Here is a 19,966-nt window from a genome sequence, read left to right as displayed (position 1 = left end):
TGATGCCTCCCCACCGGGAATCACCACTCACCGCTCAGTTCGACCTCATAGAGCTCCGAGGGCCGATCCGGATCGTCGACGTCGACCACCAGGTAAAAGCGCCCCGAATCATTCGCCGGACACAGTCCTTCGACCTTGTGCGGGAATAGCTTTCCATCGGGATCGCGCAGTTCGATCCAGCGCGGGCCAGCCGCACCGGAAAGGATACCGACCGCAGAGCCCGTCACGACCCCGTCGCGGGTCACGTCGGGCGAGTCCTCGGCGCTGGCGGCGTACAGCAGACCAAACGGCGTCATGCTGGCATCTGTGAATCCTAACCTGCCTCCATTCAGCAATCCGAGGTCGTATTGCCGGATATTCTCGAGAACGGGTGCAAGGTTTCCGCCGCGGTCCGTCACATAGGCCCAGAACCCGGCCCAGTCGAGTTCAGCAACCGCGTTGACGGGTTGAAGACCGTCACGCGGGGCGCCGTTGCCCCGGTTGAACAGCCGCAGCCGGCCGTCTGCGTACAACGCGCCTTCGATGTTAAGTTCACTGCCGCTAAAGCGGGTTTCGGCCCGGAGCGCTGCATAGAAGCCGGGCACCTCCAGTGTCTGCATCTCGCCCGACTCCGCCAGCAGCACCAGCGTCTCCCGACGCGCGCTCGACCCCGACCCGAACGCCAGCAGCGCCTCGCCGCCCTCCCATGGCACCGTAGTACAGGCCTCCAGGTCCAGCTTTAAATGCTTGTTGCCACGTGCTTCGTCGAAGACGCGCCGCCCGCCTTCACCCGCCGGCAGGGTCACCGGAGAAACTTCGCCGGTCGCGGGGTCGAGCAGGGCGATGAACAGGGCATCGTCCTGAATGATGGCAATGCGCTCCCCCAGACGAACGAGCCCGGACCCCGCCCGGACATGCGCTGGCCGGTCCAGTGAGGGGTCCGAGCCCGGCGAGTAGCGCAGAGGGGTTCCCTTGCATAGTACGGCCTGCAACGACGGGTCGCGACGGCTGGTGACGGTGGAGGAAATCATCGAGATGCGGAAATCGTGTTGGTGAAGTGCAATCAGGGCAGGCGGACACCGCAAGCCGCGCGGGCCTTGCGGGCCTTGCGGGACAGACAGGCAAGGAATGGCTGTCGGCCCGCTGCGCCCCCCTGGTCGGGCACTCGGGTCGCGAGGCTGCATTATAGTCCGAGCCCGTCACGCTCCGTGCCACTCGTGGTGGCCTGTTCCGGTCGACCCCGTCCGGCCGGGTTTCCAATCCGCCGCAACCTATGTAATTCTGAATGCGGGGCTGGGGATTGCCGTGAGTCACAAACCGCGAGACGGGAGGGGCCGGAATGAAATACGCATATTGGGTGCTGCTGGCGTTGAGCAGTGGCCTTGCCGCTGTCCAGGCGATGGCGGCGGAAGTCGTCATCCGGGCCGGCGGCACGACCTTCAGCCCGGAACACGTCGAAATCAACGTTGGCGACACCGTCAAATGGGAGTTGGTCAGCAGCCTCCATACATCGACCAGCGGCACCGATTGCCGAGGGGACGGCAAGTGGGATTCGTCGGGCACGACCTTCAGCCGGACCTTTACCGAGCCCGGCACGTATCCGTATTTCTGCTTCGTCCATTGCTTTTCAGGGATGACGGGTACCGTCACCGTGAAACCAGCCGTCGTCGAAGATCCGCGGGTCGAGCAGGGGCTGGCAATTGCGCCGGTCCGGCTACGCTACTCGCCGCGCCAACGCGATGCGGTGGGTCTCGGTAGCTACATCGTCAATGCACAGGGGTCCTGCGCCGACTGCCACAGCTGCCCGACTTATGCAAAAGGCCATAACCCGTTCAAGGGCGAACCGAAGCAGTTCAGAGCACGCGGGTATCTGGCCGGCGGAGTCACTTTCGGTCCCTTCGTGTCACGCAACCTCACCAAGGACGAAAATGGTCTGCCGGCCGGGATGACCCTGGCGCAATTTCGAGCCACCATGCGGACCGGGAAGGACTTAAAGAACGTTCACCCCGACATCAGCCCACTGCTGCAGGTCATGCCATGGCCGATGCTCGGGCAGATGACCAACGACGACCTCGACGCCGTCTATCAGTATCTGCGGGCCATTCCGGCTGCCAGCGCAAACCCGGCCGCCTGCAGCGGACCGGGGGAGTAGGCGGAGGCAAGGGAGGACCCCGACGCGGCGCGCCCGGCCTACTCGGGATAGACCCGACGCCAATCGGTCTTCATGCTGACCAGCGTCCAGCCGCGTTTGGGCGCTACATCCAGGCCGCGGTCGAGCCGGCCGAAAGCGCTGTGGCGGTCGTAGGCGAATTCGCGCACGGCATCGTCGTGATGGACGATCAAGCCGAACCGTGCGCCCGGACCCGAAGTGACCCATTCAAGCATCTGGAAGTCGCCATCGGAGTTGCCGAACGCGGCGATCGGCCGCTTTCCGATGAAGGTATTGATGCCGACCGGCTTGCCGGCCTTGTCATCAATGAAGTCGATTTCCGGCAGCCGGACGATCACCGGGTTGCCGTCGCGCACCTCGTACTTCGTTTTCACACTGGAACCGAACACCTGCTCGGGTGGGATTCCGTAGCGCTCCTCGGCGAATACGCGCAGGAATTCGATGCCACCGCCGGACACGACAAAGGTCTTGAATCCGTTCGCACGCAGGTAGGCCAATAGTTCCAGCATCGGCTGAAACACGAGGTCCGTGTAGGGGCGCTGGAACTTCGGGTGTTTCGCGGTTGCGAGCCAATCCTTGACGATCACGGCGAACTCATCGCTCGTGTTCCCGGCGTGGGTCGCAATGACCAGTTCCAGCAACCCCTTCTCGCCCGAAGCGGCCAAGGCCTTCATGTCACCCTCGAGCACGGCCTTGAACGGCTGTTTCTTCTTCCATTCGGGATGCGTGGCGGCCAGCGTCTTCACGCGGTCGATGGCGAACAGCAGCTGGAAGTAGGCTGGCTGCTCCGACCACAAGGTCCCGTCGTTGTCGAAGACCGCGATACGGTCGGCGGGCGCGACGTAGTCTGGCCCGCCCTGCTGCGTGACGGTCTGCACGAAACTCAGGATGTTTGACCTCGCGGGGCCTTCGGTCCAGGACGGAAGCGGATCAGGGGCCGCGACCGCTGGGCCGGCGGTAGTCAGCACGGCCGCGATGACCAGGGTGATTAGTGTCTTCATGCTCGGATTCCCTATCAAGAATGCGGGGAGTGTAATGGGTTCGCCCTGCGCACCCGCACGTTGGGGTCCGGTCGCCTCAAAGGCCATGACCGGATCCGCTCGCGCACCAATCAACGCCCAGCTCGCCTGGCTTATCGTCACGAAGCAGGCATTGAGGGCTTTCCGATGGACCGGATTTCCCCTCACCGACGCGGGGCGTTCAGGTCGCCCTTCTTTCGCTTTTCCGTAAGGGAAATAACCCCTCGAACGGAGTGGTATAGGGGATTGGATCAAGGTTTTCGCTCTCTATCCGAGACCGGCACGCGCAAAAGATATAGGTATCACTCACTCGTGTTCTCGTCGACCCGTCTGTGTCGCCCGGAGTTCTGGAGTACTTACCATCCGCCTGGCACCGGTTATCCGACCAGTGTTTACCCAGCGACCGAACCCGCACGTCTCCGGAATGTTGCCGGGCGGTGCGAGGCGCGCTCGGTATGGCCCTTACTTGCCTGGGAACTGATGCACGTCAGGCGAGCACGCGAAGCCTTCGAAAATCCCGTATTCTATGCCATGGCCAGCAACTGCGGCGCGTATCCGCAATCGTGTTCCGGTACTGTGCCTGAAACTTACCGTCCGAGTCACGCAGCAAGGAGACAGTAGTGTGCGAAAAATAGCCACCCGCCTCATGTGGGCAATAATCCCAATTCTTTCGGGGTGCTCCACAGGCACCGTCCTGGATGAATACCTTCCGTCGGAACCTCCTACCGTGTCCGGTTTTCCAGGCGCAAAACCCCGCAACGTGAGGTCAGTGGTCGTATGGGGCAATGACGAACGGACCATCAACGCGGCTGAAGCCTGGGTAAAGGCACACGGTTTGTCCGTTATACACCGCGACCGAATCCACGAAGCGCTCGGAACCCAGGTCGCGACCGAAGACGCTTTCTTGATTAAGGAAGAAACGATCGTCCAGGCGGCCAATGCAGCGGGCGCCGACGCAGTCGTGTTCGCCGACCGGGCGGATGAGGCCCGGCCTCCACTGGTAACGGTCAAGGGCGTTGACGCCCGCACCGGACGGCTGATCTGGACGGGGGATGCGCGCTACGAAACCTTCTTTGGACTGCCGAATACCGAAACCATGACCGTTTTGACCGACCAGGCACTGATGACCGCCTGGGGCCTGCAGCCCAAGGAGGACTAAGCCATGATCCGACGTAGCCTTGCCCTCCTCAGCGTCGCCGTGGGCGTCGCATCATTGAGCGGCTGTACGACATCCGGCCGCATGACCGACACACCGCGCACTGCAACCGAGCAGCTGATACTGGATCAGTCGCTCGCGCAGACCGTCGCTCACGCCCGTATCAACATACCCGCGGGCCGATCGGTCGCTATCGAGACTTACGGCTTGAGTCCCGACACCGTGCCCGACAAAGCGTTCGTGCAGGCCGGCATCACGCGCTGGCTGGGAAAACAGGGCCTGCGGATCCCGGGAGACAAGAATGAACAGTACCTGCTGCGAGTGATGATTCACGCGTTCGGCACCAACAGCAACGAGTTCTTCTTCGGTATTCCGCCGGTGACCGGCTCCCTGTTCCCGATCTCGCTGCCGGAGATGGCGTTTTATAAGTCCAGCACGCAAAGCGCCTTCACACGCTTTACGATCGATATCTATGAGCGTGCCTCGGGCAAGTACCTCGCCTCCACGCCGACGTACGAGGGCCACACCTACGTGCGCGGTGCCACGGCCTTTTTCTTCATCACTTTCGGCTCTTCGAACCTGAGCCCCGGGGTGCCGTAGGCCACCTCCCCCCGACTCGAGGCGCCGCCGCGCCCCGTCTATCGCCCTGGCCCGGGTGCGTGCACCCGGGCCATTTTCTTCTTCCGATTACCGTCGTGAGTCGGCCGAAGCCGATTCGCGGATCATCCGCAGCGCGGCCTCAGGCCAGCGCCTTCAACAGGGTCAACAGGATCTCCTTGACCGGTATCCGCAGCGCGACCACACCCAGCATCGGCAACGCGACCGGCACCACGAGCGCGAGCAGCGACTGCTTCCCCAGCGGCAGTGCTCGCATGTTCTGCGCTGCTTCGTACAGTGCAACCGTATCGGCCACCGGTCCGAGTTCGGGTGCGGTCAGCACCGCATCATCCTCCACCGGCATCTTGTCGATCCAGCGCCGGCGGACCAGGCGTCCATGCTCTCCGACAAGCGCGCCGTAGTCGAGCAGGGCCTGCTTCCGCGTGCGGGCCAGCGTGCCGACCCAGACCAGGTAGGGCGAGGCGAACACCAGCAGCAGGACCAGGGCCAGCCCGATCATGCCCGACTGAAGGGCGTGCACATCCTTGCCGTGGTAAAGCACCTCGTGCGCCCATTTAGATGCGGGGACTATCGATATCGCCAATAGCACCAGGCTGAAAGCCATGGGAAATCGTTCCAGAAAGCCGAGCCCTCCAGCACCGTCCGGATGCGTCGGCACGAGTTGCAGATCGAGTTTGGAAATCCGATGGAACAAGGTGGTCAGCAGGATGACGCGCCACAGCCAGGCGAGCAGCAGAACCAGGAAGATCGCGCGCGAGACGTGGAGGTACCACCAACCACCGAAACCCAAGCCGTCGATGTCGGTCTCGGAGCCAGCCCACGCGAGTTCATGCGTATCGGTCAACGTGAGCGGCAGGGTTTCCAGCGTGACGATCAGACCCAGGATTACGATCCACGGGTAAACCGTATCGCGCAACCGCGCGACGCCGACCAGCAACTCCCGAAACGGGCGCACATCGGACGGCCGCACCAGTCCCGAGGTCTCGAAGTAGGGAATGAGCCCCGTCGTCAGTCGGTGGCTGGTGCCTTCCGCGAGTATGAACAACGGTATCGCGATCAGGCAGCGCGCGTTGACTCCGAAATGCTGCAACAGCGATTCCCCTGTTGCTTCGGGGCGAAAATGGCCGGCCCAGTAGGCCCACAGTGCCACCGGCAACCACGCGACAAGCGACCAGAAGATTGCCCGCCGGACCACACCGAGACCGTTTGCCGGCACGAGCCCCAGCTTGCGCTGCAAGCGAAACAGCAGATCGTTGCGCACCAGCGAGAGTCCTGCCTCCGCGCCATCCCGAACGTATGCATCGTGCATGGTCTGGATCACCCCATTACCGAAAGAATAAAGAGTCGTGCCGTCCCGCCGGCAGAGTGCCGGCCCCTCCGCAGGGGCAGCCTACGCTACACCTGAACCGTGCCCTGACAGCGGAGGTCGCAGCCGAGCACCCGCGTGCATGGGGAGAGCACCGCGCGCGACAACACACCGGTCAGAGTGCGCCAAAACACCCAGTGCCTGGGTGAAAAGATCCCCCCGGTCCACCCATCGCCCGACCCATTTCCACATGATTCCTGGGCTTACCGGGTGGCACCTGGCTTGCTTAATCGTCCTGTGTGTATCAAGTCACGAGCCTTACCGCCAGGACACCGTGTCCTGCTGGTGAATGCCAAAGAAGCAAAATGGCGCGATGGCGCGCCGAGGGGGAATTCATGGAAGCTGCCAAGATCAAGGCCCTACATTCCGTAAACTATGGCGAGATCAATCACTTCTTTGCTTGCCACGAGCCGCCCTTCACTCTCGCCGACATTCGCGAATTCAATGCGATTTACCGCCGTGCCTATCCGGCACTGGCACCGATCGAGCGCAAACGCAGTGAAGAATGGGTGGACTATCTGATCGATCACGTCGAGCGCCCCGAATGGGTCGGGAAGATTTACGGCGTGGTTTGACCCAAAAGAGCCCACCGCGCGACTCGCGCCCTTACAGACGAAAGCACTGCACCGCAAAGAGCGGCAGGTCAGGATCGAGTCACTGGCCTGGCGATGGGTCCGATCCGTAAGCTTTCCGCCGACGACTCATTACCCGTCTACTCGGCTTGGGCTTAACTATTCAATACCCAAATCAGACCCAAAGCATCCGCCCCCACTGCCGCATCGCCCGGCTCGGTCCGGTCGATTGCGAACCGGACCGAGCCGGCGCTGGCTTAGTTGGGACGGGACTTGAGCAGGTCGCGGATTTCGGTCAGCAACTGCACGTCGGCCGGCGTTTCTGGAGGCGGCGGCTCCGGTTGGCTCTTGTTGGCGAGTTCGACCAGTTTGTTCATGGGCTTGATGATCACGAAAAACACCACCGCTGCGGTGATCAAAAAGCTGGTAACCGCACCGATGATGATGCCGACATCCAGTTCGATCAGCTTGTTGACCATATGGGTCACATCCTGTCCGGCGGCATTCTTCTCGGTGACCTCGACCACCTTCTGCATGATCGGGATGGTCAGTTTCGGGCTGGGGCCACCGCCGGCAAGGGCGATGACCGGCTCGACGATCCCTTTCGTGAACGCCGTGACGATGCCGGTGAAGGCCGCGCCGATAATGACGCCGGTGGATAAATCGACGACATTACCCTTCAAAATGAATTTCTTGAAATCCTCAAGCATCTGCTGTTCCCATGTGGTGTGTGACACGTTTAGACAAGCGAAACGAACCCAATTTTACAACACCCCATCAGTGATCCGTGATCGGAGAACGCCTCTCGCTTCTCTGAGGAATCACCGCACGCTGACGGTATAGCGAACCACCTGAAGGGGTGCCACGCCCGTTTCCCAGGGCCGGCGATACTCGAATCGCAGTTCGACCGTGCCGGCGCGGGTGGCGACGAAGCGCCAGATCTCGAAGCCGCCGGCGCCGACGCGCTGGGAAGTTCCCGCGTCCGGTTCGTACGCCGCCGGTCCTGTGGCACTCAGCGCAGACCCGGTCGGCCCGAACGAAGACCAGCGATAACCTGTCGTCGGATTGCCCGGCAGGCGGATCACCAATTCCTGTCCCGGCAACAGCGCCAGGTTGGTGCCGGACCGATCAGCGCTGACGACGAGGGGCTCGGGCGCGGGCGGAACCGGTTTCGTCGCCGCGCAAGCCGCAACAGTAACGACGCAAGCCTGTAGTGCCCAAAACGGCGTTTGTCGTGAACCCATAATTGGGAACTCCTGCTTGAGGGGGTCAGCGCAGATCGACGGCCACGAAGCGCGCGACGACCCGCCCCGACTCGTCGAGCAACTCGAGATCATCGCCACGGATCTTCCAGGCACGCACGGACTCCAGGGCGCGGAAGAAGGCCGTCTCCTGCTCCATGCCGTCGACACAGGCCATCATCGTCGACGCCACCTTGCCGAACGCGACCGACGTGCCTTGCAGCGTGTACGAGCCCAGCAAGCGATTGCATCCGCCGGAACCGGCCAGACGCTGTTGCTCGGACTGCAGGATCAGGTGCGGTTCGCGTTGCTGCGGCAGTACCTTCACCGGATCGCCCTTCAGTTCGGTCAGCTTCCAGTAGGTGTTCGCCAGACTGCGGTCGGGCTTTTCGGTCGGGGTTCGGGACACGCGCTCCATCATCAACTCCACTGCACCGCCGGACGATGGCGTCAGCACCGGATACATCCGGGTGGTGGTATACAACAAACGGCCCTCGTGAGTGACTCTGGCGCGCACGCTGTAGCGATGGCCCACCTGCACGCGGGATGCGTCATACGGAATCTCGAAGTGGATGGGCACCTGTCCCGCCGGCTTCAGGTCGATACGGCCGATCACGGTGGACGGCGCATCGGCCCTGGAGACATCTTCCACGACCGCGTCGAACGCCGCGTCCGGCGGCAGCGCGATGCGCTCGCGGTAGGTCGCGGTGCCGCTGAGCATTGCTGCCGTCACCGCACCAGCCGCCAGCAGGACGAAACACGCAACGGAAGAGATAAGGAGTTTTCGCTTCATGAGGGGGGTATCCGAAAGGTCTGCAGAACCGGCAGCGCTCCAAGCACGGCGCAGCGTGCCTGCGCTCCGAAAGCTTGTCAACGACGACACTGGGACCTTCAGGTCTCCGCTGCCAGTGCACGCGAGCCTGCGGACGGTTCGCCGGTCAACGGCAGCGTGGAATCGCGCCCGTTTTCGCCAACTTGCACCAGACTGTAGGCGACGGGAGCGTCGGTACCGCCTTCGCGGCTTACCGTGCGAGACATCAAGCTTCCGCCATACCTACGAGGATCGATGGTGAATCCCATGAACACTCTTCCACTACCTCGCCCACATCGGCGGCGGATCAGCGGCGTTACCGTTTCTCTGGCCATGGCGCTCGGCGCCATCGCAATGACCGGCTGCAGCACGACCAAGGAGGCACGCCACGTCACGCCGGCCGGATTTCTGGGTGACTACTCTGATATGCGCCGTGGGGTCGGTAATGAACCTTACCTGGTATACGGCAACCCCAGAGCTGACTGCCGGCTCTACAGAAAGGCGATGATCGATCCCGTGACCTTGTGGGCTCGCGGCGATCAGTCATCGCTGCAGCAACTCGAGGAAAAGGATCGGGATATGCTGCGGGCACTCGGCGCCGAGGCGCTGCGCCAGACGGTCACCGATGCCGGAATGACGATCGTCGACAGCCCCGGCCCCGGTGTGATGCGCATCCGCGGCGCCTTCACCGAAGCCGAAAAGGCGAACGTCCTGCTGGAAGACATCAGTGCGGCCGCCCCCTACGTCAGCGGTGCCGCAACGGTTTATGCGGAAGGCAAAGGGCAGGCACTGTTCACCGGCGACGTTGCCTACGAACTCGAATACCTCGACTCGGTGACCGGCGAACGCCTGTCAGCGGCAGTCGACAAACGCGTCGGGCTGCTCGACATCCGCAATCTGGATGCCTGGGACAGTGTGCGAGCCGCGTTGAAAGTGTGGCGGGAACGCGGCACTCAGCGACTGATCAGCTGCCATGAAACCGGCTCGTTCACGACCCGGCCGCAGGAACAGACCCTGGACCAAAAGATCGAGAGCTATCGGCCGTGACAGAACGCGGGACTCGGCGAAAGACGTCGTCGGACTCAGGATGACTGATGCCCTGTGCCGATGTCTCGGCATCGCCCCCCGGGTTAATGCACAGGAGAGAGGCCGGCAGGATGCCGCGCCCCTCTCAATGTGGACCGCCGGCCCGTCGCGTCAATGGCAGCTGAAAGATGTGGCGACGTCGTCGCCGCCCGCGCCGGAACCCCGGACGGCGCGGCTCGACGCCTTCATCAGCGCGATGCGCAGCGCGCCGGTGAGGCTGGCGCCCAGGCCGATCTGTGCGGCGACAGCCGGCACCAGGATCAGCGACGCGAACGCGAGGCCGGTGCCGAGCAACAGTTTGCCGGATTCGCGGTTGGAAGCAGATGAGCGGAGCGGCGCAATGGCAGTGGCGGTCATTCAGGCTTTCCTCGGTCGTTTTAAGTTATGGGCCGCAGTCAGACTTGGCGACGACCGTATAGATCCAACAATCGTGCCCAATCGTATCTCCCTTGTTCGATAAGGGAATGCTTACCTGTGCGCCATTGAACAGGTCCAAAACTGAGTCAAGGTCCACAGGGAGGTGTGGCAAATGCCACAGTTTTCGGAAGCGAAGAGCACCACTGCAATCGGCCGGCGGCGGCGCAGGGGGTCGCGAATGACCGCCGGATTGCCCTACCATGCTGCCTTACGCATGATGGCGTAGCCCTGCAGCAGTAAAGGGGAACTCCGCTTCGATGGTCGCGATTACGGTACACAGGCTCACGAAGCGCTTCGGTACGGCGACGGTGCTGGCCGACATCAACCTGCGCATCGAACCCGGCGAACTGTTTTTCCTGCTCGGCCCCAGCGGCTGCGGCAAGACCACACTGCTGCGCCATCTGGCCGGGTTCTACACGCCCGATGCCGGCACGATCCGCTTCGACGACGAGGACGTTACGCATCTGCCGGCGCATCAGCGCGGCACCGGCATGATGTTTCAAAGCTACGCGCTGTGGCCGCACCTGAGCGTCGCGGAGAACGTTGCCTTCGGCTTGGAAGAGCGTCGCTGTCCGAAAGCCGAGATCGCCACCCGTGTGGCCGAGGCTCTGGCGGCCGTCAAGCTCGATGGACTCGGCGAACGGCGCATCCAGCAGTTGTCCGGAGGACAGCAGCAGCGGGTCGCGCTGGCTCGCGCGCTGGTCATCCGGCCCAAGTGCCTGTTTCTCGACGAGCCCCTGTCGAATCTCGACGCCAAGCTGCGCCTCGACATGCGCGCCGAGATTCGCCGCATCTGCAAGGAATACGGTCTGACCGGAATCTATGTCACCCACGATCAGGAAGAAGCCCTGTCGATGGCCGATCGCCTGGCGGTCATGGAGGCGGGCCGGCTGGTTCAGGTCGGCGCCCCGCTTGAGGTCTACCGGAACCCGGCGAACCGGATGGTCGCGGAGTTCATCGGCGAGACCAACATCCTGTCAGGCACCGTGCAGGGGGCCGGCGGCGGGATGGGCTGTTTCGAGGTCGACACGGCAGCCGGCCGCCTGACCGCACGCTGCCATCTCGCCGCCTGGCAACCTGCCCCTGGGGATCGCGTGCAGGTGTCGATCCGGCCGGAGGCCCTGACATTGTCGGACGAACCGCCGGCCTTGCCGAATCGCTTCAAGGGGATCGTCGAGAACGTCATCTACCTGGGTGCAACGGCACAGTACGAACTGCGGGTCAGTGGGTCGGCTGGCCTGAAGGTCACACAGATGAACCCGGCGGCCCTGCTGCAGCCCTCAGGCGCCGCCGTGACTGCATCGGTAGGGGTGGACGATGTCGTGCTGCTGCCCGGCTGAACCAAAGTGAACCGAACAGAGCCGGCGACGCCGACGGGCCAGGAGCGGCCGAGGCGCCTGCGCAAGGAATTCCTGATCCTGGCCGCCCTGGTCCTGACCCTGGTCGGGCCATTCCTGCTGCGCTCGGCCGACACGACGGCTCCGATGACCTACGACCGGCGGCTGGTCATCCTGTCCCCGCACAACGAACGCATCCGCAAGGAATTCGGGCGGGCTTTCGCTAGGGACTGGAAGGCCCGGACTGGCGAAACCCTGTACCTCGACTGGCGGATTCCCGGCGGTTCCTCCGAGATCGCGATGTTCCTGAAGTCGGAATTCGGCGGCGCGTTCCAGTATGAATGGCAGCACCGGCTCGAAAAGCCCTGGACCCCGGAAGTCGCCGGCGCGTTTGCCAACGCCAAGCTCAAGCCGGGTTCGTCCGCTCCCGACGGCACCGCCGCCGACGCGCGCCGAGCCTTCCTGGCCTCCTCGGTCGGCATCGGCGTCGATCTGTTATTCGGTGGTGGCTCCTACGACTTTCAGCAGCATGCCGATGCCGGTTATCTGGTCGCACACGCCGCAGACGGGCAGCACGGTCTGGCCGCCGTGATCGCCGCGCATCCGGACTGGTTCACGGATGCCGTCATCCCCGATCAGGTCGGCGGCGAACCGTTTCGGGACCGGTCGGAACGCTGGATCGGCGTCGTCCTGGCCAGCTTCGGCGTCGTCTACAACCGCGACGTGCTGCATCGGCTCGGCGTGAAGGCCGAGCCGACACAATGGGCGGATCTTGCCGACCCCGCCTTGCTCGGTCAGGTGGCCTTGTCGGATCCGACCAAGAGCGGTTCCGTCGCGAAAGCGTTCGAACTGATGATCCAGCAACAGATGCATAGGGCGATCGCCGAAGTGGCCGTGGAGCGCGGCGCGAGCCTCCCACCCGCGGCAATCGAAGCCGAAGGCGTCCGGCGGGGATGGGAGGCCGGTCTCCGGCTAATCCAGCGCATCAGCGCGAACGCGCGCTATTTCACGGACTCGGCAGGCAAGATTCCGTTGGAAGTCGCGCGCGGGGATGCAGCCGCCGGCATGGCGATCGATTCCTATGGCCGCGCCACGGAAGAGTTCGTGCGGCAACCGAACGGCGTTTCCCGGGTCGGCTTCATCGCTCCGCAGGGCGGCACCTCGCTCAGCGTCGACTCGATCGCGATGCTGCGCGGCGCACCGAACCCGGACCTGGCCACGGCCTTCATCGAATTCGTGCTGTCCCCGGCCGGCCAGGAACTCTGGGCGTTCCGCCCGGGAACCCCGGGAGGCCCGGCCGACACGGCGCTGCGACGGTTGCCGGTCCGGAAGGATTTCTACACCGAGAACAACCGGGCGTTCATGACCGATCCCGGCGAACGCCCGTATGCGCAAAGCGCGGCCTTCGTCTATCACCCCGAGTGGACCGGCCCGGCATTTGCCGCGATCCGTTTCCTGATCCGCGTGATGTGCGCCGACACCCACCACGAGCAGAAACGCGCGTGGCAGGCAATGACCGCGCACGGGCTTCCTGCTGCGGCGCTGGCGGCGTTCCACGACCTGAGCCGGGTGAGCTACGACGAGGCGATCGGCGGCATTGCGCAGTTGCTGCGGGCCCGCGACCGCGTGCAGGAGGTGCGACTGGCACGCGAACTCGGCGATGCCTTCCGGGCGCAATACCAGCGCGCCTACGAACTGGCCGTCAGCGCAGGAGCCGAGCCATGAGCAGGGCCCTGAGCCGGACCGTGTTCGGCGTGATGCTGGTGTTCTTCGCGCTGTTCTTCGTGCTGCCGATCTGGGGCACGCTGCGCATGGCCTTCGTCGACGCGGACGGACGCTTCACTCTGGAATTCGTGCTGGAGGTCTTCCGGAACGTGCTGTACCGGGAAGGCCTCGTCAATTCGTTCGTGATCGCCGCCTGGACCACGCTGGGCTGCCTGCTGGCCGCCCTGCCCCTGGCCGTGGTTTACGTGCGCTTCGACTATCCCGGCAAAGCCTTGCTGAACTCGTTGGTGCTGACGCCGCTGATCCTGCCGCCCTTCGTCGGCGCGCTGGGCGTGCAGGCGATGCTCGGGCAGGCCGGCGCGCTGAACAGCCTGCTGATGGACGCAGGCCTAATGAGCCGCGAGCAACCGGTGGACTGGCTCGGCGACGGCCAGATGGCCGGCGTCATCATCATGAACGTGCTGCACCTGTATCCCATCGTCTATCTGAATGCGGCCGCGGCCCTGGCAAACCTCGACCCGGCGCTGGAGGAAGCGGCCTCGAACCTCGGCTGCCCGCCGTGGCGTCGGTTCTGGCGGATCACGCTGCCGCTGACGATGCCCGGCATCTTCGCCGGCAGCGCGATCGCCTTCATCTGGGCCTTCACCGAACTCGGCGTGCCGCTGGTGTTCGATTTCGACCGCGTGACCTCGGTGCAAATCTTCAACGCGATCAAGGATCTCAGCAACAACCCCTTCCCCTACGCACTGGTCGTCGTGCTGTTGTTCTTCTCGACACTGTTCTACGGGCTCAGCAAGCTGGCCTTCGAGCGCAGCATCGCGACCGGCGGCGGCCGCGCAACGACCGGCCGCGAGACCGTGAGGCCGTCGGCGCCGCGGGCGTTCCTGTGCACGGCGGCGTTCGCGGCCCTGACCGGGCTCGCGCTGATCCCGCATCTTGGCGTGATTCTGCTGTCGTTCGCGCAGGACTGGTATGCGACGGTCCTGCCGGACACGCTGACACTGACCCACTACCGCGAGGCGCTGGGCCACGAGTTGACGCTGGGCTCGATCGCGAACAGTTTGAAATACGCCTCGCTGGCGACCTTGCTCGATGTCGTTCTCGGCATCGGCGTCGCGTACGTGGTGGTGCGAACGACCTTGCCGGGACGGCAGTTGCTGGATGCCATGGCCATGCTGCCGCTGGCCGTTCCGGGCCTGGTGATGGCTTTCGGGTATTTGGCACTGTCACGCGAAGGCCAGCCCCTGCATGCGCTCATGTTGGGCGAGGACCCGTTGCTGCTGCTGGTCGTCGCTTACGCGATGCGAAGACTGCCCTACGTCGTCCGCTCTGCCGCCGCCGGCTTCCAGCAGGTGAATCCGATCCTGGAAGAAGCCGCGCAAAACCTCGGCGCATCGCCCGAGCGCGCGCTGTGGCGCATCACGCTGCCGCTGGTCACGCCGAACCTGATCGCCGGCGCGTTGCTTGCGTTCTCGTTCGCGATGCTCGAAGTCAGCGACTCGATGATCCTGGCACAACAGGCGGCGCATTTCCCCATCACCAAAGCCATCTACACGCTCGCGTCCTCGCTGGGCGATGGCCCGGCGCTGGCCGCGGCGCTCGGCGTCTGGTCGATGGTTTTCCTGACGATCACGATGCTGGGCGCCGGCGCGGTGCTGGGCAAGCGACTCGGCGCGCTGTTCCGGACCTGAGCCTTCCCTATGCCTCCGATGGGGCTGCGCTCGCGTTGACATTCCGCGCGGCGCTGCCCATGCTCCCGCCGCTTGGCGCCCGGCTTAAGCCAGTTTCCTGACACGCTGATTTCCAAGAGGACTGCAATGCGGAGTATTCGGCCCTTTCTGCATGATCTATGGACCCTGCTGAAACCCTACTGGGTGTCCTCCGATCGCTGGCCCGGCCGCATCCTGCTCGGCGTGATCGTCGCGATCAGCCTGTTCCTGGTCTACCTGAACGTGCGGCTGAACACCTGGAACGGCGAGTTCTACAACGCGTTGCAGGACAAAAACGAAGCTGCGTTCTGGAAGCTGTTGATCGAATGGGGCGTGATCGTCTGCATCTATGTGCTATTCGGCCTGACGCGGATCTACCTGCAGATGTGGCTGCGCATCCGCTGGCGCGAATGGCTGACGCGCCGTTTCATCGACCGCTGGCTGAGCCATCGCGCCTATTACCGGATGCAGTTCGGCAACGGCGTCACCGACAACCCGGACCAGCGCATCGCCGAAGACTTGAAGCTGTTCGTCGACACGACCCTGGATCTCAGCCTCGGATTCCTGAGCCAATTCGTCACGCTGATATCTTTCGTCGCGATCCTGTGGCAGTTGTCGGGCAGCCTCACATGGAACGGCGTCACCATCCCCGGTTACATGGTCTGGGTGGCGCTGATCTACGCGATCGTCGGCACCTGGCTTACGCACATGATCGGCCGGCGTCTGATCGGCCTGACTTTCGACCAGCAGCGTTACGAGGCCGATTTCCGCTTCGGGCTGGTCCGGTTCCGGGAGAACGCTGAGGCCGTCGCGCTGTACCGCGGCGAGAACGACGAGCGACGCGGCTTCTTCGATAACTTCGGCCACGTCGTGCAAAACTGGCGACAGCTGATGACCGTGCAGAAGAACGTGTTCGCGATGACCACGTTCTACAGCCTGGCCGCGAACATCTTCCCGGTCATCGTCGCGGCGCCGCGCTACTTTTCCGGCGCGATGCAGCTCGGCGGCATCACGCAGACGGCCGGCGCCTTCGGGCAGGTCCAGGGCGCGCTGAGCTTCTTCGTCGACAGCTACACGGATCTGGCTCAGTGGCGCGCCGTGGTTGAGCGACTGACGACGTTCGAACGCGCGATCGCCGAAATCGAGCGGGCCACCTTGGCCGGCGACGGGTTCAAACAGGAGACGCACGCCGGCAGCGACCTGGAACTAGCGGGGGTGAGCCTGAACCTGCCGGACGGCCGCGCCCTGGTCGACCATGCCGACCTGAGCTTCGCGCGCGGCGAGCGCGTGCTCGTGACCGGCGCGTCAGGTTCCGGGAAATCGACCCTGTTTCGGACGCTGGCCGGCATCTGGCCGTTCGGGCACGGTCGCATCACGAAGCCTAAGCAGGCACGCATGCTGTTCCTGCCGCAACGGGCTTACCTGCCGATCGGCACGCTGGCCGACGTGCTGCGCTATCCGGAAAGCTCGCTTGAGGTTGGCGAGGACCGGCTGGCCGAGGCGCTGCGCGCGGTCGGGCTACCGCATCTGATGCCCTCGCTGGGCGAACACGCGCACTGGGCACAGCGCCTGTCCGGCGGCGAGCAGCAGCGCATCGCGATCGCGCGTGCCCTGGTCATCCAACCGGATTGGCTGTTTCTGGATGAAGCGACTTCGGCTGTCGACGAAGACGCCGAGAGCGAGCTGTACCGTCTGCTGGCGCAACACCTGCCGCGGGCCAGCATCATCTCGATCGGCCACCGCGCCAGCCTCCGCGCCTACCACGGTCGGGAACTGCGCCTTGCGCGCGATCCCGCATCCGGGCAGCCCGGGCATTTCGTGGACCAGCCACTTCCGGCCGGCGCGCCGGCATGAGGCAGGCGGCACTGCGCTGGGCGTTCAGTTCTCGGCGCGGTGGATGTCCTTGGCCGGGTCGTGTAGAGCGCTGGTAGCCCAAGAAGCACCCGAGCATCTCGCCGGCAATTGGGGGCTAGAGGCCGAGGACTTCGGCTATGCGCCATCCGACCAGCGCAGCGGATTAGACCGGGTGCCCAAGCTCTTCGGCGCGAAACTGTCGAAAGTGATTGAGGCAATGAACTCCGCGCTGGTGGCATAATCGTCGCTTAGGATTGCCAGCGTACTCACTCCGCACATCACCTAGTTCCCCGAGCTCTGCCGCCGCTACGGCGTGGCGCGGCTGGAACTGTTCGGTTCAGCGACAACTGATGCCTTCGATCCCGAACGCAGCGACCTCGACTTTCGGGTGGATTTCGACGAGAGTCCGGCCAATCTCTTCCATCGGTACTTCGGGTTGAAAGAGTCTCTCGAAGCGCTCTGCGATTGTCGCGTTAATCTGGTGATGAGCACCGCTATGCAGAATCCTTATTTCATAGCCGCAGTGAACAAGACGCGGCAGATCCTCTATAGCAGCCTAAGACACCCAAGGTGAACGCACCCTCGCTGCGCTGCGCGACAAGCTGCTGCCCAAACTCATCTCCGGCGGCCTGGGCGTGAGGGATGCCGAGAAGTTCATCGAGAGGGACATGTGAGCTTGATTACGAAGATCGAGCGCTTGACGTACCCCGGTGTGCTGCGTGACTTCACTTGGCCTGCTGAACTCCCTACCTTCGGCCGCTTCAACTTGATCTACGGATGGAACTGAACCGTCATTGCGTGGACCGCGCCCGGCTTATCAAAGACTCGCTTCGAGTGCCGGGCCCAGGCAGCTACAACGAGTTCAACAAGAAGGACTATCGAACGCGCGCAGAGCGCATGGTGAAAACGGGGGACAGCTCGTCGCACCGAGAGCTCAGTTCTTCACTATTCCTGATCATTTTCGTGCGTTGACAAGTTCCCATTGCGGGTAGATCTTCCCCCGTCGAGAGGCTTCAGCGCCACTGTAAGTTTCTGGTTCGTGTATGCGGTTTAGTGGGCAGCCGATGATCCAAGTCCAAATCGCCGAACGACCTGTAGCGCGGGACGTCATTCCCGATCGATTCCGACTCTTAATTCAAGAACACCGAGACTCAATGACTTAGGCAACGTCTCAACGAGAGATCTACCTTTCCTCTGGGGATTCCTATGAAACGCCTTTCGTTTGCTTCAGCGTGGGTCTATTTGACCTTTATCCTCTGTGTCGCCAGTCAACTATCTGCAACCGCATTTGCGTTTACCGCTCCTGTGCTGAAGTGGTCGCGCGGTGGTTGTTACGACACTTGGTGTGAAACGGCGTGGTATTCCTCTCCAGCCCTAGTCGACGTCGATCGGGACGGCATTTTAGATGTCGTCGCATCGGCCTACTCGCTGTTTGCCCTGAACGGGGCGAATGGGAATCTGATCTGGCGTGTAGGCGACACCAGCCGCCGCACATGGCCCGGTATCGTCGTTGCCGATATCGACCAGGCCGGAGGCGCAGAGATCATCACGGCACAATCCGGTGGCTATCTCACCGTCTACAATCTCGCTGGCCAAACAAAGTGGCAACGGCAGCCCACGACAGGGGAGCTGCGCGGAGTTCTCGCCGCAGACCTCGATGGGAACGGAGGCAAATTGGAATTGACCGTGACCGCTGCCGTCAGCGCCAAGACCAATACATGGGTCTACAACAGCAATGGCATCCTGCGGACCGGCTGGCCTCAGCTCAACAACGAGAACGGCTACGCGTGGGGAGTCTTCAACGCCAATGCGGCCGCCGGCAACCTGGACTCAAGCGACACCCGTCTGGAAATCGTCGTGCCGTCGGACGTGCATTACATCAATGCCTACAAACCCAATGGCGTACCGCTTCGTGTGAGCAATTCCACCTATCCTGGCAAAACCTATTGGGGCAAAGTAGGTGTATGGGAAAATCTGTCGATCGAGAAGCGCGGCTTTGGCGACTGTGACGGAACGAGGGCAGAAAGCTATCTTGCCAACTTTGCCACCGGGCCGGCGGTAATCGCCGACCTGAACGGCGACGGCGTGCGCGAGGTCGCGGTCACGGGCAATATGTACAACTGCCAGATCGGCTATCCCCCCAGCCAATATACGGCTTTGTTCATCTTCAACAAGAACCGGACGCGCTTCAACAGCAGCGGTTACGACTGGCGCACGATACCGATCAATACCGGAACTCCCTTGGCCGAGGACTACAATCTGATCGAAAGTGCAATGTCGAACCCGGCCGTCGCAGACCTAGACGGCGATGGAAAAAAGGAGATCCTGTTTGCGTCCTACGACGGCCGCATGCACGCTTATTGGCTGGACAAAACGCAACACGGCAGCTGGCCATACTCGATCTATAAGTCCAGCGAGGGTTTCATCCGCTTTGCCTCAGAGCCGACGATTGCCGATCTGGATAGCGATGGCAAGTCCGAAGTGATCTTTGCTTCCTGGGTACAGAAAGGCACATTCCACACGGGCAAGCTCCATATCCTGAGCGCGGATGGTCAGCCCATCTACGAGGTCGATTTGCCGGATGCGGTCGATGGCAACTGGAATGGCGTCATGGCCGCTCCGACCCTGGGCAACATCGATGCCGATGCGGATCTCGAGGTCGTGCTAAACACTATGGCATCAGGCATCGTGGTCTACGACCTGCCGGGTACTGCACACGCGGTCGTGCGATGGGGAACCGGGCGGGGGAATTTCCTTCGTAACGGCGCACTGTAGGTCGCTACCCAATGCCGTTAAGTTAAGGGACTGTGATAGAATACCCGTGTAACTCATTGAAAACGCAGGATAAGCTCATGATCGGTTCTTAGCAAGGTCCATGCCGCTATTCTCGCCGACCTCGCTCGGTT

General features: G+C 63.0%; 18 protein-coding genes and 1 pseudogene. 11 read left to right on the top strand and 8 right to left on the bottom strand.

Annotated elements, in window-relative coordinates; all coding sequences use genetic code 11:
* Nucleotides 1-20: 20 nt before the first annotated feature.
* Complete coding sequence (locus BWR02_RS18090; RefSeq protein ID WP_139559314.1) at nt 21-1,010, bottom strand: DUF6929 family protein; 990 nt, start codon at nt 1,008-1,010, stop codon at nt 21-23.
* Between the two features lie 308 nt (nt 1,011-1,318).
* Between BWR02_RS18090 and BWR02_RS18085 the strand changes: the two genes are divergently transcribed.
* On the top strand, nt 1,319-2,131 hold the full coding sequence (locus tag BWR02_RS18085) for a cupredoxin domain-containing protein (RefSeq protein ID WP_139559313.1): 813 nt from the start codon (nt 1,319-1,321) through the stop codon (nt 2,129-2,131).
* A gap of 38 nt (nt 2,132-2,169) precedes the next feature.
* Here the strand turns inward: BWR02_RS18085 and BWR02_RS18080 are convergent, their stop codons facing one another.
* On the bottom strand, nt 2,170-3,150 hold the full coding sequence (locus BWR02_RS18080) for an HAD family hydrolase (RefSeq protein ID WP_139559312.1): 981 nt from the start codon (nt 3,148-3,150) through the stop codon (nt 2,170-2,172).
* A 778-nt stretch (nt 3,151-3,928) separates the two neighbouring features.
* Here BWR02_RS18080 and BWR02_RS18075 point away from each other — a divergent pair.
* Both BWR02_RS18075 and BWR02_RS18070 read left to right on the top strand, forming a co-directional pair.
* Nucleotides 3,929-4,327 carry a hypothetical protein gene (locus BWR02_RS18075; protein WP_139559311.1) on the top strand — a complete coding sequence of 133 codons (399 nt, stop codon included), beginning with the start codon at nt 3,929-3,931 and terminating at the stop codon, nt 4,325-4,327.
* Nucleotides 4,328-4,330: 3 nt separating this feature from the next.
* Nucleotides 4,331-4,924 (top strand): hypothetical protein, encoded by a 594-nt coding sequence (locus tag BWR02_RS18070; RefSeq protein ID WP_139559310.1) that lies wholly within the window; start codon nt 4,331-4,333, stop codon nt 4,922-4,924.
* 139 nt (nt 4,925-5,063) lie between these two features.
* Here the strand turns inward: BWR02_RS18070 and BWR02_RS18065 are convergent, their stop codons facing one another.
* Nucleotides 5,064-6,251, bottom strand: coding sequence for a hypothetical protein (locus tag BWR02_RS18065; RefSeq protein WP_236102397.1), 1,188 nt, complete (start codon nt 6,249-6,251; stop codon nt 5,064-5,066).
* Nucleotides 6,252-6,643: 392 nt separating this feature from the next.
* Here BWR02_RS18065 and BWR02_RS18060 point away from each other — a divergent pair, with 392 nt between their 5' ends.
* A complete protein-coding gene (locus BWR02_RS18060) occupies nt 6,644-6,883 on the top strand; it encodes a hypothetical protein (RefSeq protein WP_139559309.1) in 240 nt (79 codons plus the stop codon).
* 254 nt (nt 6,884-7,137) lie between these two features.
* Here the strand turns inward: BWR02_RS18060 and mscL are convergent, their stop codons facing one another.
* The 4 genes from mscL to BWR02_RS20990 form a co-directional block, all read right to left on the bottom strand.
* Nucleotides 7,138-7,590 (bottom strand): large conductance mechanosensitive channel protein MscL, encoded by a 453-nt coding sequence (gene mscL / locus BWR02_RS18055; RefSeq protein WP_139559308.1) that lies wholly within the window; start codon nt 7,588-7,590, stop codon nt 7,138-7,140.
* A gap of 111 nt (nt 7,591-7,701) precedes the next feature.
* Nucleotides 7,702-8,124 carry a protease inhibitor I42 family protein gene (locus tag BWR02_RS18050; protein ID WP_162560229.1) on the bottom strand — a complete coding sequence of 141 codons (423 nt, stop codon included), beginning with the start codon at nt 8,122-8,124 and terminating at the stop codon, nt 7,702-7,704.
* Between the two features lie 25 nt (nt 8,125-8,149).
* A complete protein-coding gene (locus BWR02_RS18045) occupies nt 8,150-8,914 on the bottom strand; it encodes an META domain-containing protein (protein ID WP_139559306.1) in 765 nt (254 codons plus the stop codon).
* Between the two features lie 98 nt (nt 8,915-9,012).
* Nucleotides 9,013-9,159: a hypothetical protein gene (locus tag BWR02_RS20990; protein ID WP_162560228.1), complete on the bottom strand. Its 147-nt coding sequence runs from the start codon at nt 9,157-9,159 to the stop codon at nt 9,013-9,015.
* Nucleotides 9,160-9,199: 40 nt separating this feature from the next.
* Between BWR02_RS20990 and BWR02_RS18040 the strand changes: the two genes are divergently transcribed.
* Complete coding sequence (locus tag BWR02_RS18040) at nt 9,200-9,979, top strand: DUF3313 domain-containing protein (protein ID WP_162560227.1); 780 nt, start codon at nt 9,200-9,202, stop codon at nt 9,977-9,979.
* A gap of 150 nt (nt 9,980-10,129) precedes the next feature.
* On the opposite strand, the gene BWR02_RS18035 is transcribed toward BWR02_RS18040, so the two are convergent.
* Complete coding sequence (locus tag BWR02_RS18035; protein ID WP_139559304.1) at nt 10,130-10,375, bottom strand: hypothetical protein; 246 nt, start codon at nt 10,373-10,375, stop codon at nt 10,130-10,132.
* 317 nt (nt 10,376-10,692) lie between these two features.
* Between BWR02_RS18035 and BWR02_RS18030 the strand changes: the two genes are divergently transcribed.
* The 6 genes and pseudogenes from BWR02_RS18030 (at nt 10,693) to BWR02_RS17995 (ending at nt 19,835) form a co-directional block, all read left to right on the top strand.
* Nucleotides 10,693-11,775 (top strand): ABC transporter ATP-binding protein, encoded by a 1,083-nt coding sequence (locus BWR02_RS18030; protein ID WP_139559303.1) that lies wholly within the window; start codon nt 10,693-10,695, stop codon nt 11,773-11,775.
* 6 nt (nt 11,776-11,781) lie between these two features.
* Nucleotides 11,782-13,497: an ABC transporter substrate-binding protein gene (locus BWR02_RS18025; protein ID WP_201276318.1), complete on the top strand. Its 1,716-nt coding sequence runs from the start codon at nt 11,782-11,784 to the stop codon at nt 13,495-13,497.
* A complete protein-coding gene (locus BWR02_RS18020) occupies nt 13,494-15,188 on the top strand; it encodes an ABC transporter permease (RefSeq protein WP_201276317.1) in 1,695 nt (564 codons plus the stop codon). The genes BWR02_RS18025 and BWR02_RS18020 overlap by 4 nt, the downstream gene beginning before the upstream one ends.
* Nucleotides 15,189-15,314: 126 nt before the next feature.
* A complete protein-coding gene (locus tag BWR02_RS18015; RefSeq protein ID WP_139559302.1) occupies nt 15,315-17,060 on the top strand; it encodes an ABC transporter ATP-binding protein/permease in 1,746 nt (581 codons plus the stop codon).
* A gap of 304 nt (nt 17,061-17,364) precedes the next feature.
* Nucleotides 17,365-17,634 (top strand): annotated as a pseudogene (locus tag BWR02_RS18005) (nucleotidyltransferase family protein); the annotation flags it as partial.
* 632 nt (nt 17,635-18,266) lie between these two features.
* Nucleotides 18,267-19,835 carry an FG-GAP-like repeat-containing protein gene (locus BWR02_RS17995; protein WP_139559299.1) on the top strand — a complete coding sequence of 523 codons (1,569 nt, stop codon included), beginning with the start codon at nt 18,267-18,269 and terminating at the stop codon, nt 19,833-19,835.
* Nucleotides 19,836-19,966 lie beyond the last annotated feature (131 nt).

The organism is Methylotetracoccus oryzae, from assembly GCF_006175985.1.
Taxonomy (GTDB): domain Bacteria; phylum Pseudomonadota; class Gammaproteobacteria; order Methylococcales; family Methylococcaceae; genus Methylotetracoccus; species Methylotetracoccus oryzae.
The sequence above is the reverse complement of the archived record's forward strand: the minus strand, read 5'-3'. Positions and strand labels throughout refer to the sequence as shown.